Below are 23,349 nucleotides of genomic sequence, written 5' to 3' on the forward strand. Positions count from 1 at the left end.
AAAGTTCATTACTTTTAGTGGGAGATACTTATGGATATCAATACAATTACTCTGGAAAAATTCATCACCTTAAATGAAGAGGAGAAACTTCAGTGTCTCAAAGACATTAAGCATACCTACCAATTCGAAAAGATAAAGGAAATCATCTCAGAGCTTGGTTTAGAAAATTTAAGTGGTCAAGTACTTAGTGAACTAGCCAAAGTTTGTAATAATTGGAGTCAATTTGAAGAGGCAAAAACAGTTTTAGAGATAGTCTCTGAAGAAGATAGGGATGCTATTTGGTATTATAGAAATGGTTTTACCCATTGGCGTTTATCTAGTGACCCGAAGAATGACTTTGAAACTGAAGCTAATCAGGCTCTAGCATTATTAGAAAATGCTATCAAAAATGCTGATTCCTCAACAAATCCAGTCATTGAATGGTGTATTGAGTTGGTTAAAGTAGGTTCTCTAAGGGAAGTTCTTGAAGCTAAGCCAGCAGATTATCCCTTGCTAGAAAAATACTATTTTGAAGATGTTAATGAAACTAATCAAGAAATGAAAATTGCGCAGAATAAGAAATTATACAAGAATATTACGGTAGAAGACGTTCAAAAGGCAAGAGACTCATGGGATATTATTAAACCAGTATACGAAACTGTTAACATCTATAACACCTATGAAGACTATCTCGATTCTGCAAAAATCTTTACTCTAGAACAAAGATACCTTCTGGCGATTATCTGGTATTTTATCGAAGTAAACAATGGAGGCCACTATCAATTTTTCGATAATTCGACAGGGATTGTCTGGGAAGATACTTCAAAGGGATTGGAACTATTTGGAATGACGGAGCATGCTGTTAATTTCAAAAATCTTCTTGCATACTTTGGTGGAGCTATCTCCTTTGTTAGAGAAGAGAGATCGGAGATGCTAGCACAGATGGAAGAAGAGTATGGTGATGCTTTTTATCAGAAGTTGGATGAAGCAGATGATTTTGTTTATGATTATGATGGAAATGAGAATGAACTAAGTTTTATCAAAAAATATCCAGAGAAATTCATTTTTCAGGGAAATGCAGATAAATCGTAAAGAATAGTAAATAAAGACAGAGCAGATTGGAAGATCTGCTCTATTTTTTAGGGGAAAATCCTTGCTTTCTGAATAATTTCAATCTAAGTTGAATATCATAAACTCTATATTATTTACGGATTTTGAATATATTTTTTAAAAATATTAGGCTAAAAATTGCTTAAACTCGAATATTTTGTTACTGTTATATAAAAATGTAAGAAAATGAAAAGGAACTAAGATAAATCAGAAAATTATTTTCAGATTTTCAAAATAATTTTTTAAAATATAGTAATTTACTTGAAACTTCTCTTAAAAGATAGTATAATAGAAATATAGAAAACGCTTACAATATAAAGGGGGATTTATGGATACATTAGAAGCTTTAAGAACTTTTACAACAGGCGAAAATTTCCATCTTCAGCACTATTTGGGCGCACATCGTGAGGAGAAAGACGGGGAATGGGGTTACACATTCCGAGTTTGGGCTCCGAATGCGCAGGCTGTTCATCTAGTCGGTGATTTCACGAATTGGGTTGAAAATCAAATCCCTATGGTTCGAAACGAATCTGGAATTTGGGAAGTTTTTACAACTTTTGCCCAAGAAGGTCAGATTTATAAATATCATATCACACGGGCTAACGGTCATCAGCTTATGAAGATTGATCCTTTAGCTGTTCGGTATGAAGCACGTCCAGGCACAGGAGCTGTGTTAACAGAAATTCCAGAAAAAAAATGGAAGGATGGACTTTGGTTAGCTCGTAGAAAACGTTTGGGATTCTTCGAAAGGCCAGTTAATATTTACGAAGCACACGCTGGTTCGTGGAAACGAAATCCAGATGGAACTCCATATAGTTTTGCTCAATTAAAAGAAGAGTTGATTCCTTACTTAGTTGAGATGAACTACACTCATATTGAGTTTATGCCTTTGATGGCGCATCCGCTAGGTTTGAGTTGGGGCTATCAACTGATGGGATATTTCGGTTTAGAACATTCTTACGGAAGACCAGAAGAGTTTCAAGACTTTGTTGAGGAGTGTCACTTAAACAATATCGGTGTGATCGTGGACTGGGTTCCAGGTCACTTTACAATCAATGATGATGCCTTAGCCTACTATGATGGAACTCCGACTTTTGAATATCAAGACCATAACAAAGCTCATAACTATGGTTGGGGGGCATTAAACTTCGACTTAGGGAAAAACGAAGTACAATCTTTCCTAATTTCTAGCATTAAGTTCTGGATTGATTTTTATCATTTAGATGGTATCCGTGTAGATGCCGTAAGCAATATCCTTTATCTTGATTATGATAATGCACCTTGGACACCAAATAAAGACGGTGGGAATCTTAACTACGAAGGCTATTATTTCCTTCAGCGTTTAAATACTGTTATTAAGCTAGCTCACCCTGATGTCATGATGATTGCAGAAGAGAGCTCTTCAGCTACTAAAATTACAGGTCCGAAAGAGATTGGTGGCCTTGGATTTGACTACAAGTGGAACATGGGTTGGATGAATGATATCTTACGTTTCTACGAAGAAGATCCAATTTACCGCAAGTATGATTTTAACCTTGTAACCTTCAGTTTTATGTATGTCTTTAATGAAAATTATCTCCTACCATTCTCACATGATGAGGTTGTACATGGTAAGAAGAGTATGATGCATAAGATGTGGGGGGATCGTTATAATCAATTTGCAGGCCTTAGAAATCTTTATACTTATCAAATTTGTCACCCTGGTAAGAAATTGCTCTTCATGGGTAGTGAGTTTGGGCAATTCTTAGAATGGAAATCTGAAGAGCAATTGGAATGGTCTAATTTAGAAGATCCAATGAATGCTAAGATGAAATACTTTACTTCTCAACTGAATCAATTCTACAAAGACCATCGCTGTCTATGGGAAGTCGATTTGAGCTATGATGGAATTGAAATCATTGATGCAGATAATAGAGATCAGAGTGTTCTTTCCTTTATTCGTAAAGGAAAGAAAGGCGAGATGCTAGTCTGTGTCTTTAATATGGCACCAGTCGAACGTCCTGATTTCACAATTGGACTGCCAGTTGCAGGTGTGTATGAAGAAATTTGGAATACAGAGCTAGAACAATGGGGTGGTGTTTGGAAAGAACACAATCAAACCGTTCAAACTCAAGAAGGATTATGGAAGGATTATAAGCAGACTTTGACCTTTACCTTGCCAGCTTTGGGGGCAAGTATCTGGAAAATCAAACGTCGCTTGAAACCCACTAAAAAAGAATCAAATAAATCTCAAAAAGGAGTAGAAAATGAAGAATGAAATGCTAGCTTTAATCCTTGCCGGTGGGCAAGGAACTCGTCTCGGTAAACTCACTCAAAGCATTGCAAAACCTGCTGTGCAATTTGGTGGGCGCTATCGTATCATTGACTTTGCTCTTTCTAACTGTGCCAACTCTGGTATCCACAATGTTGGGGTTATCACACAGTATCAACCTCTTGCTCTTAACAATCACATCGGAAACGGTTCTAGTTGGGGTCTTGATGTAATTGATTCAGGTGTTTCTATCCTTCAACCTTACTCTGCAAGTGAAGGAAATCGTTGGTTCGAAGGTACAAGTCATGCGATTTACCAAAATATTGACTATATCGATAGCATTAATCCTGAGTATGTTTTGATTCTTTCAGGAGACCATATCTACAAGATGGACTATGATGATATGCTCCAATCACACAAGGATAACAATGCCAGCTTGACAGTTGCTGTTTTGGATGTACCACTAAAAGAAGCTAGTCGTTTCGGTATCATGAATACAGATGCTAATAATCGCATTGTTGAATTCGAAGAAAAACCTGCCCAACCAAAATCAACCAAGGCATCAATGGGTATTTATATTTTCGATTGGAAACGTCTACGCAATATGCTAGTTGCAGCTGAAAAGAATAATATTGACATGTCAGACTTTGGTAAGAATGTTATTCCTAACTACCTAGAGTCTGGAGAAAGTGTCTATGCTTATGAATTTAATGGATACTGGAAGGATGTTGGTACAATCGAATCTCTTTGGGAAGCAAATATGGAATACATCTCTCCAGAAAATGCTCTAGATAGCCGAAATCGTCAATGGAAAATTTATTCTCGTAACCTTATCGCTCCACCAAACTTCCTTGGAGAATTTGCTCAAGTAGAAGACTCTCTAGTAGTAGATGGATGTTACGTGAATGGTACTGTAAAACATTCCATTCTTTCTACAGCTGCTCAAGTTCGTAAGGGAGCAGAAGTTGTTGATTCTGTCATCATGAGTGGAGCAGTTATTGGTAGAGGTGCTAAAATTACACGTGCAATCATCGGTGAAGGTGCAATTATTGCCGATGGTGTTGAAATTGATGGTACAGAAGAAGTACAAGTAGTCGGATATAACGAAGTAGTGGGGGTAGCAACAGATGAAGATTGATAAATATTCAGCGATTTTAGGAAACACTGTTGGTTTTCATGATATGTCAACCTTGACAAGTAACCGTCCAGTGGCAAGTTTGCCATTTGGAGGAAAGTATCGTTTGATTGACTTCCCACTCTCAAGTTTAGCAAATGCTGGTGTTCGAAGTGTCTTTGGAATCTTCCAACAAGATAACATCAGCTCTGTATTTGACCACATTCGTTCAGGACGTGAATGGGGCTTGAATACACTACTTAGTCACTACTATCTAGGTATTTACAATACACGTGTAGAAAGCAGTACAGTCGGTAAAGAGTATTATCAACAACTCTTGACTTATTTAAAACGTTCTGGATCTAACCAAACGGTTTCTTTGAACTGTGACGTTTTGGTAAATATTGATCTTACTCAGGTTTTCCATTTGCATAATACTACAAAATCTCCTATTACGGTTGTTTATAAGAAACTACCTAAAAAGGATATTTCAGAAGTAAATGCTATCCTAGATATTGATGAAACTGACCACGTGCTCTCTCACAAACTCTTTGATAAAAAAGCTGAACAAGAATACTACAACATGTCAACGGATATCTTTGTTGTAGATACTCAATGGTTGATTGAACGTCTTGAAGAAGAAGCTCAGAAAGAACATCCAGAAAAACTTCGCTATGTTCTTCGTGATTTGGCAGCTAAAGAAGGTGCTTTTGCCTACGAGTATACTGGCTATTTGGCAAATATTCATTCTGTAGAAACTTACTACCAAGCGAATATTGATATGCTTGATCAGCATAAATTCTACTCTTTGTTCTCTCCAAATCAAAAGATTCATACAAAGGTGAAAAACGAAGAACCAACTTATTATGCACCTGGTTGTGAAGTAAATACTTCGCAGTTTGCTTCTGGTAGTATTGTCGAAGGTAAAGTTGTTCGTTCAGTTATTTCTCGTAATGTTCAAATTCATAAAGATAGCTTAGTTAAAGAATCTATTGTTTTCCCTCGTGTTATCATTGGTGAAGGCGCTCAAGTTGAGTATGCAATTATTGATAAGGGTGCTGAAGTAGCTGATGGAGTTGTTATTCGTGGTACAGCAGAAAATCCTGTTGTCATCAAAAAAGGTGAAAAAGTAACAGAGGACATTCTTTCATGAAAATTTTATTTGTAGCAGCCGAAGGAGCCCCTTTCTCTAAAACAGGTGGCTTGGGAGATGTTATCGGGGCTCTTCCAAAATCATTAGTTAAAGCTGGTCATGAAGTTGCTGTTATCTTGCCATACTATGACATGGTGGAAGCCAAGTTTGGTGATCAAATTGAAGATGTTCTTCAATTTGAAGTATACGTTGGTTGGCGTAGACAATTTTGTGGCATTAAGAAGACAGTTTTAAATGGTGTTACATTCTACTTTATTGACAACCAGTATTATTTCTTCCGTGGTCATGTGTATGGGGATTTTGATGATGGTGAACGTTTTGCCTTCTTCCAACTTGCGGCTCTGGAGGCTCTGGAGCGTATTGGATTTATTCCTGATGTTCTTCATGCTCATGATTATCATACAGCTATGATTCCTTTCTTGTTGAAGGAAAAATACAGATGGATTCAAGCCTATCAAAACATTAAGACTGTCTTAACGATCCACAACCTGGAATTCCAAGGTCAATTCTCTGAAGGTATGCTTTGGGATTTGTTCCGAGTTGGTTTTGAACGCTATGCAGATGGTACAGTTCGCTGGAATGACTGCCTGAACTGGATGAAGGCTGGTATCCTCTATGCAGATCGTGTATCTACTGTTTCGCCAAGCTATGCTTATGAAATCATGACAACAGAGTTTGGATGTGGCTTGGATCAGATTTTACGAATGGAGTCTGGTAAGGTTTCTGGTATTGTAAATGGAATCGATACGGATCTTTATAATCCAGAAACGGATCCTTTGTTGGATTATCATTTTAATAAATCAGACCTATCAGGAAAAGGTCAGAATAAAGCTAAACTTCAAGAGAAAGTTGGTCTTCCAGTTCGTCCCGATGTTCCAATGATTGGTATTGTGTCGCGTTTAACAAGACAGAAAGGTTTTGATGTCGTTGTTGAAGGTTTGCATCGCATGCTTCAAGAGGATGTTCAAATCGTTCTCTTGGGTACAGGTGATCCTGGTTTTGAACAAGCCTTCTCATGGTTTGGTCAAGTATTCCCAGATAAACTATCTGCCAATATTACCTTTGATGTCAAGCTAGCACAAGAAATTTATGCAGCCTGTGATATTTTCCTCATGCCAAGTCGTTTTGAACCTTGTGGACTTTCTCAAATGATGGCTATGCGTTATGGAACATTACCACTTGTTCATGAGGTGGGCGGGTTGAGAGATACTGTCCAACCATTCAATCCAATTGAAGGAACGGGTACAGGATTTAGTTTTAATAACTTAACCTCTTACTGGCTAAATTGGGCATTACAAACAGCCTTGGATGTCTACTATAATCATCCAGATGTGTGGAAAAAACTTCAAGTACAAGCTATGGAATGTGACTTCTCTTGGGATACAGCATGTCAGTCTTATCTCGATTTGTATCACAGCTTAGCAAATTAAATAAATAAAATCGTATGATGGTTTCATACGATTTTTTGAGATGATGAAAGTATGGTGAATAAATGAATAAAGCTAGAGGACTCTGTGTCCTAGATGTTGATGGAACTCTGATAGAAGAAGAGGTTATTGATTTATTAGGGAAAGAGGCAGAGTGCAAAGAAGAAGTAGCCCTGCTAACAGCTCAAGCTATGAGAGGAGTATTAGACTTCGAAGCAAGTTTAAAAAGACGTGTTTCTCTTCTTAAAGGTCTCTCTATCAATGTTTTCGATAAGATTTATCATGAACTTCACCTTAGTAAAAACGCTGCTAAGTTTATTAAAGTTCTTCAAGAAAACCAGATAGAAGTCGGTTTAGTATCAGGCGGATTTACCACTATTGTAGAAAGATTAGCAAAAGATTTGGGGATTTCATTATATACTGCAAATCAGCTGGAAACCAGAGATGGTTATTTAACCGGAAATCTTATTGGCCATATTATAAGCAGAGAAGTTAAAGAAAAAACATTGCTCAGTTGGGCTCAAGAGTTAGAGGTACCTTTCGAGAGGACAATAGCTATCGGTGATGGAGCAAATGACTTAAAAATGCTTAAAAGTGCAGGACTTGGTATAGCCTTTTGTGCCAAGGATATTGTGAAAAAAGAAATAAATCTTCAGGTAGATGAGAGAGATTTTGGGAAAGTTTTGGAAATGATAGACTTCCTTTAGATAGAAAGAGGAATCAAAATGAAAATTGTTATCGCACCGGACTCTTTCAAAGAGAGTCTCCCTGCTAACCAAGTGGCTGAAGCTATAAAACGGGGCTTTAAAAAGGCTCTGCCTAATTCAGAATGTGTACTTTTGCCCGTAGGCGATGGAGGAGAAGGAACCGTTGATGCTATAAAAAATGCTTTAGGTCTTGAAGAACATACAAGTCAGGTAACAGGACCTTTTGGTGATGAGGTTCAAATGCCCTACTTTCAAAAAGAGAAACTAGCTCTTTTTGAAGTTGCAGATTTAATAGGTCTTGCTAAAATTCCAAATAAAAAACGAAATCCTCTAGAGATTCAAACAAAGGGAATTGGTCAACTTATTCTCCATTTGATAGAACAAGGAATCAAAGATATCTATGTTGGTGTCGGTGGTACGGCTAGTAACGATGGTGGAATTGGCATTGCTTCAGGACTTGGTTACCAGTTTTATGACAAAAACGGAATTGTACTTCAAGCAAATGGTCAATCTCTATTTGATATCAGGAAAATTTTGAAGGAGGGAGTATTTCGAATTCCTTCTGATGTCCATATCAAAATATTAGCAGATGTGACTAATCCACTTTGTGGACCTTATGGTGCTACCTTTACATTTGGGAAACAAAAGGGATTGGATCCATCTAAATTTCAAGAAGTTGATGCTACTATTAAAGACTTCTATAGTAAAGTTGGACCTGAAATATTAAAATTAGATGGTGCAGGAGCAGGTGGTGGTATTGCAGCTGGCTTGTGTGCCTTCGCTGGAGCAGAGATTGTATCTGGTATTCAAACTTGTTTGGATTTGATAAACTTCGATCAAAAAGTTACTGATGCAGACCTAGTTATCGTTGGTGAAGGTAGGTTGGATACTCAAAGTTTGGCAGGTAAGGCACCAATCGGTGTAGCAAAAAGAACACCAAATGGTGTTCCAGTTATTGCTATTTGTGGTAGTTTGTCAGAGGATTTACCACCCTTACCATTTGAGAATATAGTCGCAGCTTTTTCCATACTTGAAAAAAGCGAACCGTTAGCAGACAGTCTAAAAAAAGCAGCTGTCTATTTAGAAAATACAGCTGCAAGTATCGCACGAATCATGTCTTTGAGATAGAGTTAACCAAACCATTTTTTCCAGAGAGAAGTAGGGACTTTCGTCTCTTTCTCTTGCCACAAGTCTGAAAAGGCCTTTCTGAGGTCTTTTTCACTTGTTTGAACCGGAACATCGCTATGGATAACCAGTCCAAAAGGAGAAGAGTTATGATCTTCAGAAACGATAGTTGCTTGGCAGTCAGCATCTTTGGCTTGTTTTAAATAATAGACCTGTTTGTCAAATACTACTTGAGGAGAAATTTTGACAAATAGAGGTTCGGTTTCTTTTTTAAAAGTCTCTAAAATTGTTAAAAATGCCTTTTGAAATTTGACATCATTCGCAGTAGCGAGTTCAGCGTAGCCAAGAACACGTTCTTCAAAGGTACCAAGAAAACGTCTTTGTTCGTCTGGATTTAACTTAAGTCCACCATTGGCTTTTTCTAATATTTGTTTAGATATATCAGTCATAAATATAGTATATCATAAAAGTCTATAGATAAGGCGGAAAAGAAAGCGATTACTTAACAAAGTTAAGGAAAATTTGCACAAAGATAACGTTTTTTCTTGAAAAAGGTATCTTTTTGATGTATCATAGAGGTGTAAAATAATTTAACTCAAAGGAGAGTAAAAAATGTCAATTATTACTGATGTTTACGCTCGCGAAGTCCTAGACTCACGCGGTAACCCAACACTTGAAGTAGAAGTTTACACTGAATCAGGTGCTTTCGGACGTGGTATGGTTCCATCAGGAGCTTCTACTGGTGAACACGAAGCAGTTGAACTTCGCGACGGTGACAAATCTCGTTACGGTGGTCTTGGTACACAAAAAGCTGTTGACAACGTTAACAACATCATTGCTGAAGCAATTATCGGCTACGATGTACGTGACCAACAAGCTATCGACCGTGCTATGATCGCTCTTGACGGTACTCCTAACAAAGGTAAATTGGGTGCAAACGCAATCCTTGGTGTGTCTATCGCTGTAGCCCGCGCTGCTGCTGACTACCTTGAAATCCCACTTTACAGCTATCTTGGTGGATTCAACACTAAAGTTCTTCCAACTCCAATGATGAACATCATCAATGGTGGATCTCACTCAGATGCTCCAATCGCTTTCCAAGAATTCATGATCGTACCTGCTGGTGCACCTACATTCAAAGAAGCTCTTCGTTGGGGTGCTGAAATCTTCCACGCACTTAAGAAAATCCTTAAATCACGTGGTTTGGAAACTGCCGTAGGTGACGAAGGTGGATTTGCTCCTCGTTTCGACGGAACTGAAGATGGTGTAGAAACAATCCTTGCTGCTATCGAAGCTGCTGGTTATGTTCCAGGTAAAGATGTATTTATCGGATTTGACTGTGCATCATCAGAATTCTACGATAAAGAACGCAAAGTTTACGATTACACTAAATTCGAAGGTGAAGGAGCTGCTGTCCGTACTGCTGCTGAACAAATCGACTACCTTGAAGAATTGGTAAACAAATACCCAATCATCACTATCGAAGATGGTATGGACGAAAACGACTGGGACGGTTGGAAAGCTCTTACTGAACGTCTTGGTGGTAAAGTTCAATTGATTGGTGACGACTTCTTCGTAACAAACACTGACTACCTTTCACGTGGTATCGAAGAAGGTGCTGCTAACTCAATCCTTATCAAAGTTAACCAAATCGGTACTCTTACTGAAACATTCGACGCTATCGAAATGGCGAAAGAAGCTGGTTACACTGCCGTTGTATCACACCGTTCAGGTGAAACTGAAGATTCAACAATCGCTGACATCGCAGTTGCAACAAACGCAGGACAAATCAAGACTGGTTCACTTTCACGTACAGACCGTATCGCTAAATACAACCAATTGCTTCGCATCGAAGATCAACTTGGTGAAGTAGCTGAATACCGTGGATTGAAATCATTCTACAACTTGAAAAAATAATCTAGTTCAGTGAACTAATGAAAGCCCTTGGATTTTTCCAAGGGCTTTTGTATATTATAAGACAAGCTCAAAGAAATCCAGTCTTGTTTTCGTATTCTAGAGGTGAAATGAGAGATTTTTAAACGGTTTTTTGGTATAATAATACCCAGGAAAAACTAGAGAAAGAAGGAGGTTGAGATGGAAAAGTATTTATCGGTAACAACTTTGACTAAGTATCTGAAAATGAAATTCGATAAAGACCCATACTTGGAGAGGGTCTATTTAACTGGTCAGGTTTCTAACTTCCGGAAGCGTCCAACTCATCAATATTTTTCTCTAAAAGATGATCGAGCTGTAATCCAAGCGACTATTTGGTCAGGTATTTATCAGAAACTAGGTTTTGATTTGGAAGAAGGGATGAAGATCAATGTTATCGGTCGTGTCCAAGTCTATGAACCAAGTGGGAGCTACTCTATCATCATTGAAAAGGCAGAGCCTGATGGCGTAGGGGCTCTTGCGATTCAGTTCGAACAATTAAAAAAGAAATTATCAGAAGAAGGCCTTTTTCAAGAACGCTTTAAACAAGCAATCCCTCAGTTTGCAAAACGTATCGGGGTTGTAACTAGTCGTAGTGGTGCTGTTATACAGGATATTATTACTACCGTTAGCAGACGTTTCCCAGGGGTTGAGATTGTTTTATATCCTACCAAGGTACAAGGCGAAGGGGCAGCAGAGGAGATTGCCCGTAACATTGCTAGAGCTAATGAACGAGAAGACTTGGATGTTCTTATCATTGGTCGTGGTGGTGGATCAATTGAGGATCTTTGGGCTTTTAACGAAGAGATTGTAGTGCGTTCTATCTTTGAATCTCGTTTACCGATTATTTCAAGTGTGGGCCACGAAACAGATGTAACCTTGGCTGATTTTGTTGCCGACAAGAGAGCAGCAACACCAACTGCTGCAGCAGAGTTAGCTACACCTGTGACTAAGTTAGATCTACTGACCTACCTTAAAAATCAAGAGAAACGAATGGCTACTGCTGTACAAAATACTTTATCAAAGAAAAAAGAAGCCTTGAGAGGGCTTAGTCAATCAGTCATCTTCAGGCAACCAGAGCGTTTATATGATGGATATCTGCAACGCTTGGATCAGTTAGTACTTCGACTGAAGCAGGGATTGAATGGTGAATTAGTTAGAAATCAACAGAAGGTTCAAGCTCAAATTCACCGTTTGGAGCAATTATCGCCAAATGTCAAGATTCAGCGCTACCAAGATCGTATTCAACAGTTACAGAAATTAATGCGTAGCCAGATGGCTGTGATCTATGATGCCAAGGTCGCTGAAGTGAAACGTTTGTCAGAAGCGCTACTCATGTTAGATACTAGTCGTATCGTAGCAAGGGGTTATGCGATTGTTAAAAAAGAGGATACCGTGGTATCTTCAGCAAATGATTTGAAAAAAAATGACCAGGTGATGTTGATGATGCGAGATGGTCAGGTAGAATTAGAGGTTAAAGATGTCAAAACAGAAGAAATTTGAGGAAAATTTAGCAGAACTTGAGACTATTGTTCAGAGTTTAGAAAATGGTGAAATTGCTTTAGAAGATGCTATTACTGCATTTCAAAAAGGAATGGTTCTTTCAAAAGAATTGCAAGCAACACTTGATAAAGCAGAAAAGACCTTGGTTAAAGTCATGCAAGAAGATGGAACAGAAAGCGAACTTCTATGAACAAGCAAAAAAAATTAGCTAAGGTTGAGTCAGCTCTTGAGGAGTTTTATGGAGATCAGCAATTAGCAGCTAATCTCAGAGAAGCTGTTCTCTATTCTATTCATGCAGGTGGTAAAAGAATCCGTCCTTATCTGCTTTTAGAAGTTTTGGAGTCTTTGCAGGTGTCTATTACACCAGCTCATGCACAGGTTGCAGCGGCGCTTGAGATGATTCACACAGGAAGTTTAATTCATGATGATCTTCCTGCTATGGATGATGATGATTTTCGTCGTGGGCGTTTAACCAACCATAAGAAGTTTGGTGAAGCACTAGCAATTTTAGCAGGAGATGCCCTCTTTTTAGATCCTTATGCTTTGATAGCGCAAGGAGACTTGCCAAACGAAATTAAGGTAGATTTAATAGCTTCTTTGTCCCTTTCTTCTGGAAGTATGGGGATGGTCGCTGGCCAAGTTTTGGATATGGAAGGTGAAGGTAAACATTTAAACCTAGAAGAACTTCAGACCATCCATGCTAATAAAACGGGTAAACTCTTAGCCTTCCCTTTTCAAGCGGCAGGAATTATTGCAGGATTGGATGAAAATCTTCAAAAACAGTTGAAAACAGTTGGAGAGCTGATTGGGCTTGCTTTTCAAGTGAGAGATGATATCCTTGATGTTACTGCTAGTTTTGAGGAAATTGGTAAAACACCACAAAAAGATTTGCAAGCTGAGAAATCAACCTATCCTGCTTTGTTAGGATTGGATGAGGCAAAAGTTTTTTGTAACCGAACTTTGGATCAGGCTAATGAAAAGTTAGACGTGATTAGCCAATTAGTTGACTTTGATAAAGAACCAATTGTAAAAATAGTAGAAAGTTTGAGAATCAATGCCTAAGGAAAGAGTAGATGTACTTGCCTACAAACAAGGTTTATTTGAAACAAGAGAACAGGCTAAGCGGGGCGTAATGGCTGGATTAGTGATTGCAGTCCTTAATGGTGAGCGTTTTGATAAACCAGGAGAAAAAATTCCTGATGATACTGAATTAAAACTCAAGGGTGAGAAACTCAAGTATGTGAGCCGAGGCGGCTTGAAACTTGAGAAAGCTTTAGAAAAATTTGACATATCAGTTGAAGGCAAAACGACCATTGACATCGGAGCATCTACGGGTGGCTTTACCGATGTCATGTTGCAAAATGGTGCTAAGCTTGTCTATGCTGTGGATGTTGGGACCAATCAGCTAGCCTGGAAATTACGCCAAGATTCACGTGTTATCAGCATGGAGCAATTTAACTTTCGTTATGCTGAAAAGGCTGATTTTGAACAAGAGCCATCTTTTGCAAGTATCGATGTGAGTTTTATTTCTTTGAGTCTCATTTTACCGGCTCTACATAGAATACTGGTCGACCAAGGGGAAGTTGTTGCACTCATAAAACCACAGTTTGAAGCAGGCCGAGAACAGATTGGTAAAAATGGAATTATCAGAGATGCCAAAGTTCACCAAAATGTTTTAGAATCAGTTACTAAAATGGCAGTTGATGAAGGATTCTCAGTCTCAGGATTGGATTTCTCTCCTATTCAAGGTGGACATGGGAATATTGAGTTTCTTGCTTATTTACGTAAAGAAGAACATGCAAGCAACCAAGTAGTTTCTGAAATAGAAAAAGTAGTAGAAAAAGCACATAGAGAGTTTAAAGATGAATAAAAAAGAAAGACTTGAAAAGATTAGAAGATTTGTGACTGATTATCAAATCGGCACACAAGAAGAAATCGTTGAACATTTGAGAGAAGCAGGGATTTCTGCCACTCAAGCAACTGTTTCACGTGATATCAAAGAATTAGGGATTGTAAAAATTCCTTTGAAAGATAATACATATGTCTATGAATTACCAAAGTCAGTAGTTAAAAGTTTACAGTTAGCTGAGAACAATATCGAAAGTTTCGAAAGAATGGGGAATCTCATTAATTTAGATGTTATTCCTGGGAATACAATTTTTGTAAAAAGTCAATTGACTCAAACATTTTCGGATATGATTTTTAGCTGTTTAGCAGATGACAACTCAATTTTAATTGTGGCGCGAACTGAAGAAGCAGCTATAGAGATTGTTGAACAAGTTAAAAAATGGTAGGACCTTATGTTACTTGAAATTTCAATTAAAAACTTTGCCATCATTGAGGCTATTTCACTTAATTTTGAGAAGGGAATGACAGTTCTGACGGGTGAAACCGGTGCTGGGAAATCTATCATCATCGATGCCATGAATATGATGCTGGGAGCAAGAGCTACAATGGACGTCATTCGTCATGGTGCTCCTAAGGCTGAAATCGAAGGTCTTTTCTCAATTGAAAATAGTCGAGCTTTACAAGAGATTTTTGATGAGCAAGGTCTGGAGTTAGGCGATGAAATCATCATCCGTCGTGAAATTTTACAAAACGGGCGTAGTGTTAGTCGTGTCAATGGACAGATGGTTAATCTATCTGTTCTTCGCTCAATTGGACAGTATCTTGTGGATATCCATGGCCAACATGATCAAGAAGAGTTAATGCGTCCCCAATTGCACATTCAGATGCTAGATGGGTTTGGTGATGCAGATTTTCTGGAACTGAAGCAAGCCTATCAGACAAACTTTGATGCTTATCGTAAAATGCGTAAGCAACTTCTTGAGATTAAGAAAAATCAAGAAGAGCACAGGGCTCGTATTGAAATGTTGGAATTTCAGATGGCTGAAATTGAATCTGCGTCCTTACAGCCAGGTGAAGACCTCAAACTAAACCAAGAACGAGATAAACTTCTAAATCATAAAAATATTGCTGATACGTTGACTAATGCTTATACAATGTTAGATAATGAAGAATTTTCAAGTCTAGCTAACGTGCGTTCAGCTATGAATGATATGGAAAGTATAGAAGAGTATGATGTAGAATATCGTGAAATTTCTACTTCCATATCTGAATCTTATTATGTTCTAGAAGATGTTACTAAACGTTTAGAGGATATTATTGAAAGTCTTGATTTCGACGGTAATCGTCTCATGCAGATTGAAAGCCGTTTAGATCTCATTCACGCCATTACACGTAAGTATGGTGGGAATGTTGACGATGTCTTGATGTACTTTGCTAAAATCACAGAAGAATACAGCCTTTTGACTGGCAATCATTTATCTTCAGATGATATGGAAGCAGAACTCAAAAAGTTGGAAGTAAGTCTAGTTGACCTAGCAAGTAAGCTTGCATCTGCTCGACATAACTTAGCTCAACAATTAGAAATTGAGATTCAGCAAGAACTCAAAGACCTCTATATGGAGAAAGCTCAGTTTCAGGTTCAATTTACTAAAGGTAAGTTTACTCGTGAAGGAAATGAAAGTGTTGAATTTTACATCTCCACCAACCCTGGAGAAGACTTTAAACCATTGGTTAAAGTAGCTTCTGGAGGAGAGTTGTCTCGCCTCATGTTGGCCATTAAGTCTGCTTTTTCTCGTAAGGAAGGTAAGACCAGTATTGTATTCGATGAAGTGGACACAGGAGTTTCAGGTCGTGTAGCTCAAGCAATCGCTCAAAAGATTCATAAAATTGGTCAGAATGGTCAAGTATTAGCTATATCTCATCTTCCTCAAGTCATTGCGATCGCAGATTATCAGTTCTTTATTGAAAAGATAAGTAATGACCATTCAACTGTTTCAACAGTTCGCTTGTTGACAGTTGAAGAAAGGGTGGAAGAAGTTGCCAAAATGTTGGCTGGTGAAAATGTGACTGAAGCAGCACTTAGTCAAGCGAGAGAATTGTTACAAAGTAAGGAGAAATAAATGACAGACTATTATGTTATTGGAGATGTCCATGGGAAAGCAGGAATGCTTGAAGACCTTCTAAAAACATGGGATGGTAAGACACAATTACTCTTTCTTGGAGATTTGATTGATAGAGGAGAAGATAGTCGACGTGTTCTTGAAATGGTCAAGGACTTGGTAGAAAATCAAGGAGCGATTTGCATTTCAGGAAATCACGAGTACATGTTTTTAACTTGGTTGGATAATCCTGAAGAAAGCTATGACCACTATCGTCGTAATGGTGGGGATACAACTATTAATTCTATTTTGGGGCGTCCACTGGATGCACCAGTAGATGGAGTAGCAGATGCTAAGCGTGTAGAAACTGAAGCAGCAGACTTGGTTGCTTTTATCCGACAAATGCCATTTGTGATTGAAACAAATCAGTATATCTTTGTTCATGCGGGAATTGATTTAACCTTGGATGATTGGCATGAAACTACAGATTACAAGAAAGTCTGGCTCAGAAAACCATTCCACGAAGCAGTTAATCATACAGGAAAAACAATTGTTTTTGGTCATACACCAGTCTACGGACTTTTGGATCAAAAACCAGGAACTGCAGAACTTTGGATGACAGAAGATGGAAAAATCGGAATGGATGGAGGAGCTGTCTATGGTGGTGTCCTTCATGGAATTGTCTTTACTGACCAAGGTATGACAGACCACTATTTCATCGAAAATGACGGCTTTGTTGCTGAAGATTAATACTCTCTACAGGGTATTATGGTCTTGTCAAAAACATAAAAACAATTTATAATTAATAGATACCCTGAAAGGAAGAGAATCTTGAATTTAGAAGAATTGAAAAAACGTCAGGAGAAGATCCGAAACTTTTCCATTATCGCGCATATTGACCATGGGAAGTCAACATTGGCAGACCGTATTTTGGAGGCTACAGAGACGGTTTCTAGTCGTGAAATGCAAGCTCAGCTTCTAGATAGTATGGACCTTGAGAGAGAGCGTGGGATTACTATCAAACTGAATGCCATCGAGCTAAATTATACTGCCAAAGACGGCGAGACCTATATTTTCCACCTGATTGATACACCAGGACACGTGGACTTCACTTATGAGGTATCACGTTCTCTAGCTGCCTGTGAGGGCGCCATTTTGGTTGTCGATGCTGCTCAAGGGATTGAGGCTCAAACATTAGCTAACGTTTACCTTGCTTTGGATAATGATTTGGAGATCCTTCCAGTTATTAACAAGATTGACTTGCCTGCTGCAGATCCAGAGCGCGTGCGTACAGAAATTGAAGATGTCATCGGTCTGGATGCTAGTGAGGCTGTATTAGCTTCAGCAAAAGCTGGGATTGGAATTGAAGATATTTTAGAGCAAATTGTAGAAAAAGTTCCAGCACCAACTGGTGATGTATCAGCACCATTAAAAGCTTTGATTTTTGACTCAGTATACGATGCTTATCGTGGCGTTATCCTCCAAGTACGTGTCATGGATGGAGTTGTGAAGCCAGGTGATAAGATTCAGCTCATGAGCAATGGTAAAACCTTTGATGTTACTGAGGTCGGAATATTCACACCCAAAGCAGTAGGACGTGACTTCCTTGCAACAGGTGACGTTGGTTATATTGCAGCATCTATCAAGACTGTTCAAGATACTCGTGTCGGTGATACAGTTACCTTGGCGGCAAACCCTGCTTCAGAACCCCTATCTGGATACAAGCAGATGAATCCGATGGTTTTCGCAGGTCTTTATCCAATCGAGTCAAATAAATACAATGACCTTCGTGAATCCCTTGAAAAATTGCAGTTGAACGATGCTAGTCTTCAGTTTGAACCCGAAACATCGCAAGCTCTTGGATTCGGTTTCCGTTGTGGATTCTTGGGTCTCCTTCATATGGATGTTATTCAGGAACGTTTGGAACGTGAGTTCAACATTGACTTGATCATGACTGCTCCATCTGTTATCTACAAAGTAAATCAGACTGATGGAGAGTCTATGGATGTATCGAATCCATCTGAGTTTCCAGACCCAACCAAAATTGTGACCATTGAAGAACCTTATGTTAAAGCACAAATCATGGTACCACAGGAATTTGTAGGAGCTGTTATGGAACTAGCTCAGCGCAAACGTGGTGACTTTGTGACGATGGACTATATCGATGATAATCGTGTGAATGTTATCTACCAAATTCCACTTGCTGAAATTGTCTTTGATTTCTTTGACAAGCTCAAATCTTCAACACGTGGCTATGCAAGTTTTGACTATGAACTGTCAGAGTATCGCCCATCTAAGCTAGTGAAAATGGATATCCTTCTCAATGGAGACAAGGTGGATGCACTCAGCTTTATCGTTCACAAGGACTTTGCTTATGAACGTGGGAAACTCATCGTTCATAAACTCAAGAAAATCATTCCACGTCAACAGTTTGAAGTTCCAATCCAAGCAGCTATTGGACACAAGATTGTAGCTCGTACAGATATCAAAGCTCTTCGTAAAAACGTTCTTGCCAAATGTTATGGAGGAGATGTTTCGCGTAAACGTAAACTTCTTGAAAAACAAAAGGCTGGTAAAAAGCGTATGAAAGCTATCGGATCAGTAGAAGTTCCTCAAGAAGCCTTCCTAAGTGTCTTGAGTATGGATGAAGAATAATTGATTCCTAATACAGTTATCTTTTGACACTTATCTTTTCATTCATTAGAATAGAAGTGAAAGGAGAAGGATTATGAAAAAAATCGTCAGCTTATCTACACTTTTAGTGTGTTGCCTTTGCCTCGCTGCTTGTAATACTTCAAAATCTAAAAAAGAAGTAGCCTCAGATACAACAACAGTCCAGGAAACTACCACTGCTCAAGAAACAACAACTGTAGCCGAATCAACAATTAAAGATACACAGGTAATTGGGTCAGATGCTTATGGCTACGTAAAAGTGCCAAAATCATGGATTCATTTTACAGAAGTTGAGGGTGGTGATGATATTCAGTACTGTGATGGAACGGACATCAATATCGTAACCCTAAATACTTTTAAACCAGAGCACCTTGGTGTTAGTGAAAGTGAATATGCTGCTCTTGATGCTGTTCAAGTCTCTACTAGTGTTTATCAAACTAAACAACAAAGCAAGGATTTCTCTAAAGTTTGGGGATCTAAGTCAAAAATTGGTGGTTATGACGCCTATGTCGTAAACTGTATTGCTAAAAATGGTAAATATCTAGTGATCTGGATCTTTAAATCAGACGATGGTAAGTTTAGATACGTTTCTCTAGAAGGAACACCTGAAGTGTTGAAGGATATGCTTCCATTGATTGAACAAAGTTGGACTACGAAAAATAATTAATATAAAAAAAACAGGATGTATGTCCTGTTTTTTTCTATCTTTTTTTAAAACTATTTAAAATTATTTGCTGTTTAAAATCAAACAAAAAAAATAAAAATCAAACAAAATACAACAAAAAAATATTGACAACGGTTTCATATAGTGTTATACTTGTATCATAAAAGTTAAATATGAAGGGAGAAGGTCATGGGATTAGATCATTTCTTCAGCAAAGACTTAGTTTTTTGTTTAGAAGCAGATAATCAAGAGCAACTATTTGATCAAGTTGCGACCCTATTGGAAGAAAAGAAAGTTGTTACGGATACCTATCGATCGGCATTGATTGAACGTGAAAAAATGTTCCCAACCGGTTTAGATATGGAATTTCTTGGGAAGGACTTGCCGAATGTAGCAATCCCTCACACAGACACGATTCATAATTTAACTGAAAACGTTGTTGTGGTTCGCTTAGCGAAACCAGTAACATTCCACAACATGATTGCTCCTGACAAGGAAGTAGAAGTATCATTACTCTTCTTTATCATCAATAATTCAAGTTCGAGTCAAACAAATATTCTTGCTCAATTGATGGACTTCTTTACAGGTAATGGTCATCTAGAAGCACTTTCTAAGATTACAGAACCAGAAGCATTGTTCCAGTATATCTCAGAAGCAACTGCTTAAATTCATAAATAAATAGTAACTATAAAACGGAGGAAATCCAAATGATTAAAATTCTTGCTGCATGTGGTGCAGGTGTTAACTCAAGCCACCAAATTAAAAGCGCTCTAGAAGAAGAGCTATCTAACCGTGGATACGACGTACAGTGTGACGCAGTTATGGTTAAAGATGTCAACGAAGACTTGATTAAAGGTTATGATATCTTCACACCAATTGCTGCAACAGACTTAGGTTTTGACCCTGGTATCCCAGTAGTAGAAGCTGGACCAATCTTGTTCCGTATTCCAGCAATGAGCGCTCCAGTCTATGACAATATTGAAGCAGCAATCAAAGAACACGGATTAAGTTAATTATTATTTTGTAATTTTCCATAAAAATAAAGGGAGGAAAAATTATGGATTTCATTATCAATCTAGCTAACGATTTCTTTAAACCAATCTTGGCTATGGGTGGCCCAATCATCATGCTGATCATTTTGACAGTATTGGCTTTGCTTTTCGGAGTTAAATTCTCCAAAGCACTTGAAGGTGGTATCAAACTTGCCATCGCACTTACTGGTATCGGTGCTATCATCGGAATGCTTAACGGAGCTTTCTCAGCTTCACTTGCAAAATTCGTTGAAAATACTGGTATTCAATTGACCATCACCGATGTTGGTTGGGCACCACTTGCTACAATCACTTGGGGATCTGCATGGACTCTATACTTCTTGCTAGTTATGTTGATTGTCAACATTGTAATGCTTGCAATGAAGAAAACAGACACACTTGACGTTGATATCTTCGATATCTGGCACTTGTCTATCACAGGTCTTTTGATTAAATGGTATGCTGACAAGAGTGGAGTTGGTCAAGGGGTTTCTCTTTTCATCGCGACTGCAGCAGTTGTTCTTGTAGGGGTTCTTAAAATTATTAACTCTGACTTGATGAAACCAACATTCGACGATCTTCTTAATGCACCAAGTTCATCACCAATGACTTCAACTCACATGAACTACATGATGAACCCAGTTATCATGGTATTGGATAAGATTTTTGATAAATTCTTCCCAGGTCTTGATAAATATGACTTTGACGCTGCAAAATTGAATAAGAGAATCGGTTTCTGGGGATCTAAATTCTTCATCGGTTTCATTCTTGGTATCGTTATCGGTTTGATGGGAACTCCACATCCAGTTGCTGGTGTTGAAGGTGCTGATAAATGGGAACTAGTTATTAAAGGTTGGTTGTCACTTGGTTTGACTGCCGGTGTCTGCTTGGAGCTCTTCTCATTGATCGGTTCATGGTTCATCGCAGCCGTAGAACCACTTTCACAAGGTATTACAAACGTTGCTACTAAACGTCTTCAAGGACGTAAATTCAACATCGGTCTTGACTGGCCATTTATCGCTGGTCGTGCTGAAATCTGGGCTTGTGCCAACGTACTTGCACCAATCATGTTGATTGAAGCAGTGCTTCTTTCAAATGTCGGAAATGGTATCTTGCCACTTGCTGGTATCATCGCAATGGGTGTAACTCCAGCTCTCTTGGTAGTTACTCGTGGTAAATTGCTCCGTATGATTATCTTCGGAACACTATTGTTGCCACTCTTCCTTCTTTCAGGTACACTTATCGCACCATTTGCAACAGATCTTGCTAAAAGTGTAGGTGCCTTCCCAGAAGGTGTGAGCCAAACTCAATTGATCACTCACTCAACACTTGAAGGACCAATCGAAAAACTTCTTGGTTGGACAATTGGTAACACTACAACAGGTGATATCAAAGCAATTATTGGTGCAGTAATCTTCCTTACTTTCTATATCGGTATTTTCGCATGGTACAGAAAACAAATGATCAAACGTAACGAAGAATACGCAGCAAACGCAAAATAATTTGCTCCTAAAAATGTAAATTGTAAAAACTAGGTTGTCAGTTTCCACTATGAAGCAGTCAGCCTAGTTTTTTTAGAAAATTGGAGGTAAGACTTATGATTGTATTAAAATCAGATCAATTAAATGTTGAGTTTCAAACACTTGGAGGAGCTCTATCCTCTATAAAAGATAAAGATGATGTAGAGTATTTGTGGCAGGGGGATCCAACTTATTGGAGTGGGCAAGCACCCGTATTATTCCCAATATGTGGTTCAGTAAGAAATGATACGGTCCTTTATGATAAGGAAGATGGTAGTCAAAAAGAAGGAAAAATCCCTCGACATGGCTTAGTAAGAAAAAAAGATTTTACATTAGTAGAACAAACAGATAATTCTGTTAAATTCGCTATTGAAGACGATGAAGAAATGTATGAAAATTACCCTTATCATTTTCGTTTAGAAATCACTTATACAGTGACTGGGAAAACCATACGTACTCAGTATAAAGTCTATAATAAAGAATTAGAAAAGAGTATGCCATATTTTATTGGTGGGCATCCTGGTTTTAACTGTCCATTATTAGATGGTGAAGTGTATGAGGATTACTATCTTGAATTTGAAAAGCCAGAAACATGTACAGTTCCAAAACCTTTCCCAGAAACAGGAATGTTGGATTTCAAAGATAGAAGTTCTTGGTTAAACAAACAAAAAGAAATAGACTTGAATTATGACTTCTTTAGCTATGATGCTGTGACATTAGATGAGTTGGAATCTCGCACAGTAGCTTTGCGTTCACGAAAACATGATAAGGGTTTAAAACTACATTTTAAAGAGTTTCCATATTTAATTGTATGGTCAACTCTTAATAAAGGGCCTTTTATTGCCTTGGAACCATGGTCAGGTTTGTCTACTTCAATAGAAGAAGGAGATCGACTGGAAGATAAGAAAGATGTTAAAATTTTGAAACCTGGCCGTTTTGAACAGCTTGGTTTCGATATCGAAATTTTATAAAAAAATAAACAAAAACAAACATAAATTGTTGACTTTTCCAACTAATAGTAGTATATTATGTTTATAAAGAACAATTTGTGTTTATTTTAACAAGATTACTGTTCTGTTTTTTCTCTGAAAAAACTTATTAAGAAACGAATAAGACATTTGTTCTTAATTTAAATTATTGTCAACAAAACTACTAGTAACTATTTGAGAAAGGTCTCTTTTAGGCTAGAATCAGAAAGTTTTACTGGTCTATT

The 23,349-nt window shown here is 38.1% G+C and carries 22 protein-coding genes; 21 read left to right on the forward strand and 1 reads right to left on the reverse strand.

The window, feature by feature from the left end:
- The first annotated feature begins 30 nt into the window (after positions 1 to 30).
- From QM382_RS02015 to QM382_RS02045, 7 genes are all read left to right on the forward strand, one after another.
- Positions 31 to 1,071, forward strand: a complete 1,041-nt coding sequence (locus tag QM382_RS02015; protein WP_414272263.1) for a DMP19 family protein — start codon at positions 31 to 33, stop codon at positions 1,069 to 1,071.
- Positions 1,072 to 1,417: 346 nt separating this feature from the next.
- Positions 1,418 to 3,346 (forward strand): 1,4-alpha-glucan branching protein GlgB, encoded by a 1,929-nt coding sequence (glgB, locus tag QM382_RS02020; protein WP_195183369.1) that lies wholly within the window; start codon positions 1,418 to 1,420, stop codon positions 3,344 to 3,346.
- Positions 3,336 to 4,478, forward strand: a complete 1,143-nt coding sequence (locus QM382_RS02025; protein ID WP_195183370.1) for a glucose-1-phosphate adenylyltransferase — start codon at positions 3,336 to 3,338, stop codon at positions 4,476 to 4,478. Before glgB ends, QM382_RS02025 begins: the two co-directional genes overlap by 11 nt.
- Entirely contained in the window at positions 4,468 to 5,607 is a 1,140-nt protein-coding gene (glgD, locus tag QM382_RS02030) for a glucose-1-phosphate adenylyltransferase subunit GlgD (RefSeq protein ID WP_414272264.1), read from the forward strand. The genes QM382_RS02025 and glgD overlap by 11 nt, the downstream gene beginning before the upstream one ends.
- Positions 5,604 to 7,037: a glycogen synthase GlgA gene (glgA, locus tag QM382_RS02035; RefSeq protein WP_414272265.1), complete on the forward strand. Its 1,434-nt coding sequence runs from the start codon at positions 5,604 to 5,606 to the stop codon at positions 7,035 to 7,037. The genes glgD and glgA overlap by 4 nt, the downstream gene beginning before the upstream one ends.
- A 62-nt stretch (positions 7,038 to 7,099) precedes the next feature.
- Positions 7,100 to 7,741, forward strand: coding sequence for a phosphoserine phosphatase SerB (gene serB / locus QM382_RS02040; RefSeq protein WP_414259030.1), 642 nt, complete (start codon positions 7,100 to 7,102; stop codon positions 7,739 to 7,741).
- Positions 7,742 to 7,759: 18 nt separating this feature from the next.
- Positions 7,760 to 8,869, forward strand: a complete 1,110-nt coding sequence (locus tag QM382_RS02045; RefSeq protein WP_414272266.1) for a glycerate kinase — start codon at positions 7,760 to 7,762, stop codon at positions 8,867 to 8,869.
- A gap of 2 nt (positions 8,870 to 8,871) precedes the next feature.
- Here the strand turns inward: QM382_RS02045 and QM382_RS02050 are convergent, their stop codons facing one another.
- A complete protein-coding gene (locus tag QM382_RS02050) occupies positions 8,872 to 9,315 on the reverse strand; it encodes a DUF1694 domain-containing protein (RefSeq protein ID WP_049496428.1) in 444 nt (147 codons plus the stop codon).
- 163 nt (positions 9,316 to 9,478) lie between these two features.
- Here QM382_RS02050 and eno point away from each other — a divergent pair, with 163 nt between their 5' ends.
- The 14 genes from eno (at position 9,479) to QM382_RS02120 (ending at position 23,107) form a co-directional block, all read left to right on the forward strand.
- Complete coding sequence (gene eno / locus QM382_RS02055; RefSeq protein ID WP_414272267.1) at positions 9,479 to 10,783, forward strand: surface-displayed alpha-enolase; 1,305 nt, start codon at positions 9,479 to 9,481, stop codon at positions 10,781 to 10,783.
- Positions 10,784 to 10,960: 177 nt separating this feature from the next.
- Entirely contained in the window at positions 10,961 to 12,301 is a 1,341-nt protein-coding gene (gene xseA / locus QM382_RS02060; protein WP_414265328.1) for an exodeoxyribonuclease VII large subunit, read from the forward strand.
- Positions 12,279 to 12,491: an exodeoxyribonuclease VII small subunit gene (locus QM382_RS02065; protein ID WP_178894958.1), complete on the forward strand. Its 213-nt coding sequence runs from the start codon at positions 12,279 to 12,281 to the stop codon at positions 12,489 to 12,491. The genes xseA and QM382_RS02065 overlap by 23 nt, the downstream gene beginning before the upstream one ends.
- Positions 12,488 to 13,363 (forward strand): polyprenyl synthetase family protein, encoded by an 876-nt coding sequence (locus tag QM382_RS02070; RefSeq protein WP_049496418.1) that lies wholly within the window; start codon positions 12,488 to 12,490, stop codon positions 13,361 to 13,363. The genes QM382_RS02065 and QM382_RS02070 overlap by 4 nt, the downstream gene beginning before the upstream one ends.
- Entirely contained in the window at positions 13,356 to 14,171 is an 816-nt protein-coding gene (locus QM382_RS02075; RefSeq protein ID WP_414272268.1) for a TlyA family RNA methyltransferase, read from the forward strand. The genes QM382_RS02070 and QM382_RS02075 overlap by 8 nt, the downstream gene beginning before the upstream one ends.
- Positions 14,164 to 14,595 carry an arginine repressor gene (locus QM382_RS02080; RefSeq protein ID WP_006148593.1) on the forward strand — a complete coding sequence of 144 codons (432 nt, stop codon included), beginning with the start codon at positions 14,164 to 14,166 and terminating at the stop codon, positions 14,593 to 14,595. Before QM382_RS02075 ends, QM382_RS02080 begins: the two co-directional genes overlap by 8 nt.
- 6 nt (positions 14,596 to 14,601) lie before the next feature.
- Positions 14,602 to 16,269 carry a DNA repair protein RecN gene (recN, locus tag QM382_RS02085; RefSeq protein WP_414272269.1) on the forward strand — a complete coding sequence of 556 codons (1,668 nt, stop codon included), beginning with the start codon at positions 14,602 to 14,604 and terminating at the stop codon, positions 16,267 to 16,269.
- The gene (locus QM382_RS02090; RefSeq protein ID WP_414272270.1) at positions 16,270 to 16,998 is read left to right on the forward strand and encodes a metallophosphoesterase family protein; all 729 of its coding nucleotides are present in this window, start codon (positions 16,270 to 16,272) and stop codon (positions 16,996 to 16,998) included.
- An 81-nt stretch (positions 16,999 to 17,079) separates the two neighbouring features.
- A complete protein-coding gene (lepA, locus tag QM382_RS02095) occupies positions 17,080 to 18,903 on the forward strand; it encodes a translation elongation factor 4 (RefSeq protein ID WP_414272271.1) in 1,824 nt (607 codons plus the stop codon).
- 73 nt (positions 18,904 to 18,976) lie between these two features.
- Positions 18,977 to 19,588 (forward strand): hypothetical protein, encoded by a 612-nt coding sequence (locus QM382_RS02100; RefSeq protein ID WP_036757544.1) that lies wholly within the window; start codon positions 18,977 to 18,979, stop codon positions 19,586 to 19,588.
- 186 nt (positions 19,589 to 19,774) lie between these two features.
- Positions 19,775 to 20,251 (forward strand): PTS sugar transporter subunit IIA, encoded by a 477-nt coding sequence (locus QM382_RS02105; RefSeq protein ID WP_006148588.1) that lies wholly within the window; start codon positions 19,775 to 19,777, stop codon positions 20,249 to 20,251.
- A gap of 41 nt (positions 20,252 to 20,292) precedes the next feature.
- Entirely contained in the window at positions 20,293 to 20,598 is a 306-nt protein-coding gene (locus tag QM382_RS02110) for a PTS sugar transporter subunit IIB (RefSeq protein WP_006148587.1), read from the forward strand.
- 44 nt (positions 20,599 to 20,642) lie between these two features.
- Positions 20,643 to 22,118, forward strand: coding sequence for a PTS galactitol transporter subunit IIC (locus QM382_RS02115; protein ID WP_036757541.1), 1,476 nt, complete (start codon positions 20,643 to 20,645; stop codon positions 22,116 to 22,118).
- Between the two features lie 95 nt (positions 22,119 to 22,213).
- Entirely contained in the window at positions 22,214 to 23,107 is an 894-nt protein-coding gene (locus tag QM382_RS02120; protein ID WP_414272272.1) for an aldose 1-epimerase family protein, read from the forward strand.
- Positions 23,108 to 23,349 lie beyond the last annotated feature (242 nt).

This window comes from Streptococcus infantis, assembly GCF_047465185.1.
Taxonomy (GTDB): domain Bacteria; phylum Bacillota; class Bacilli; order Lactobacillales; family Streptococcaceae; genus Streptococcus; species Streptococcus infantis_O.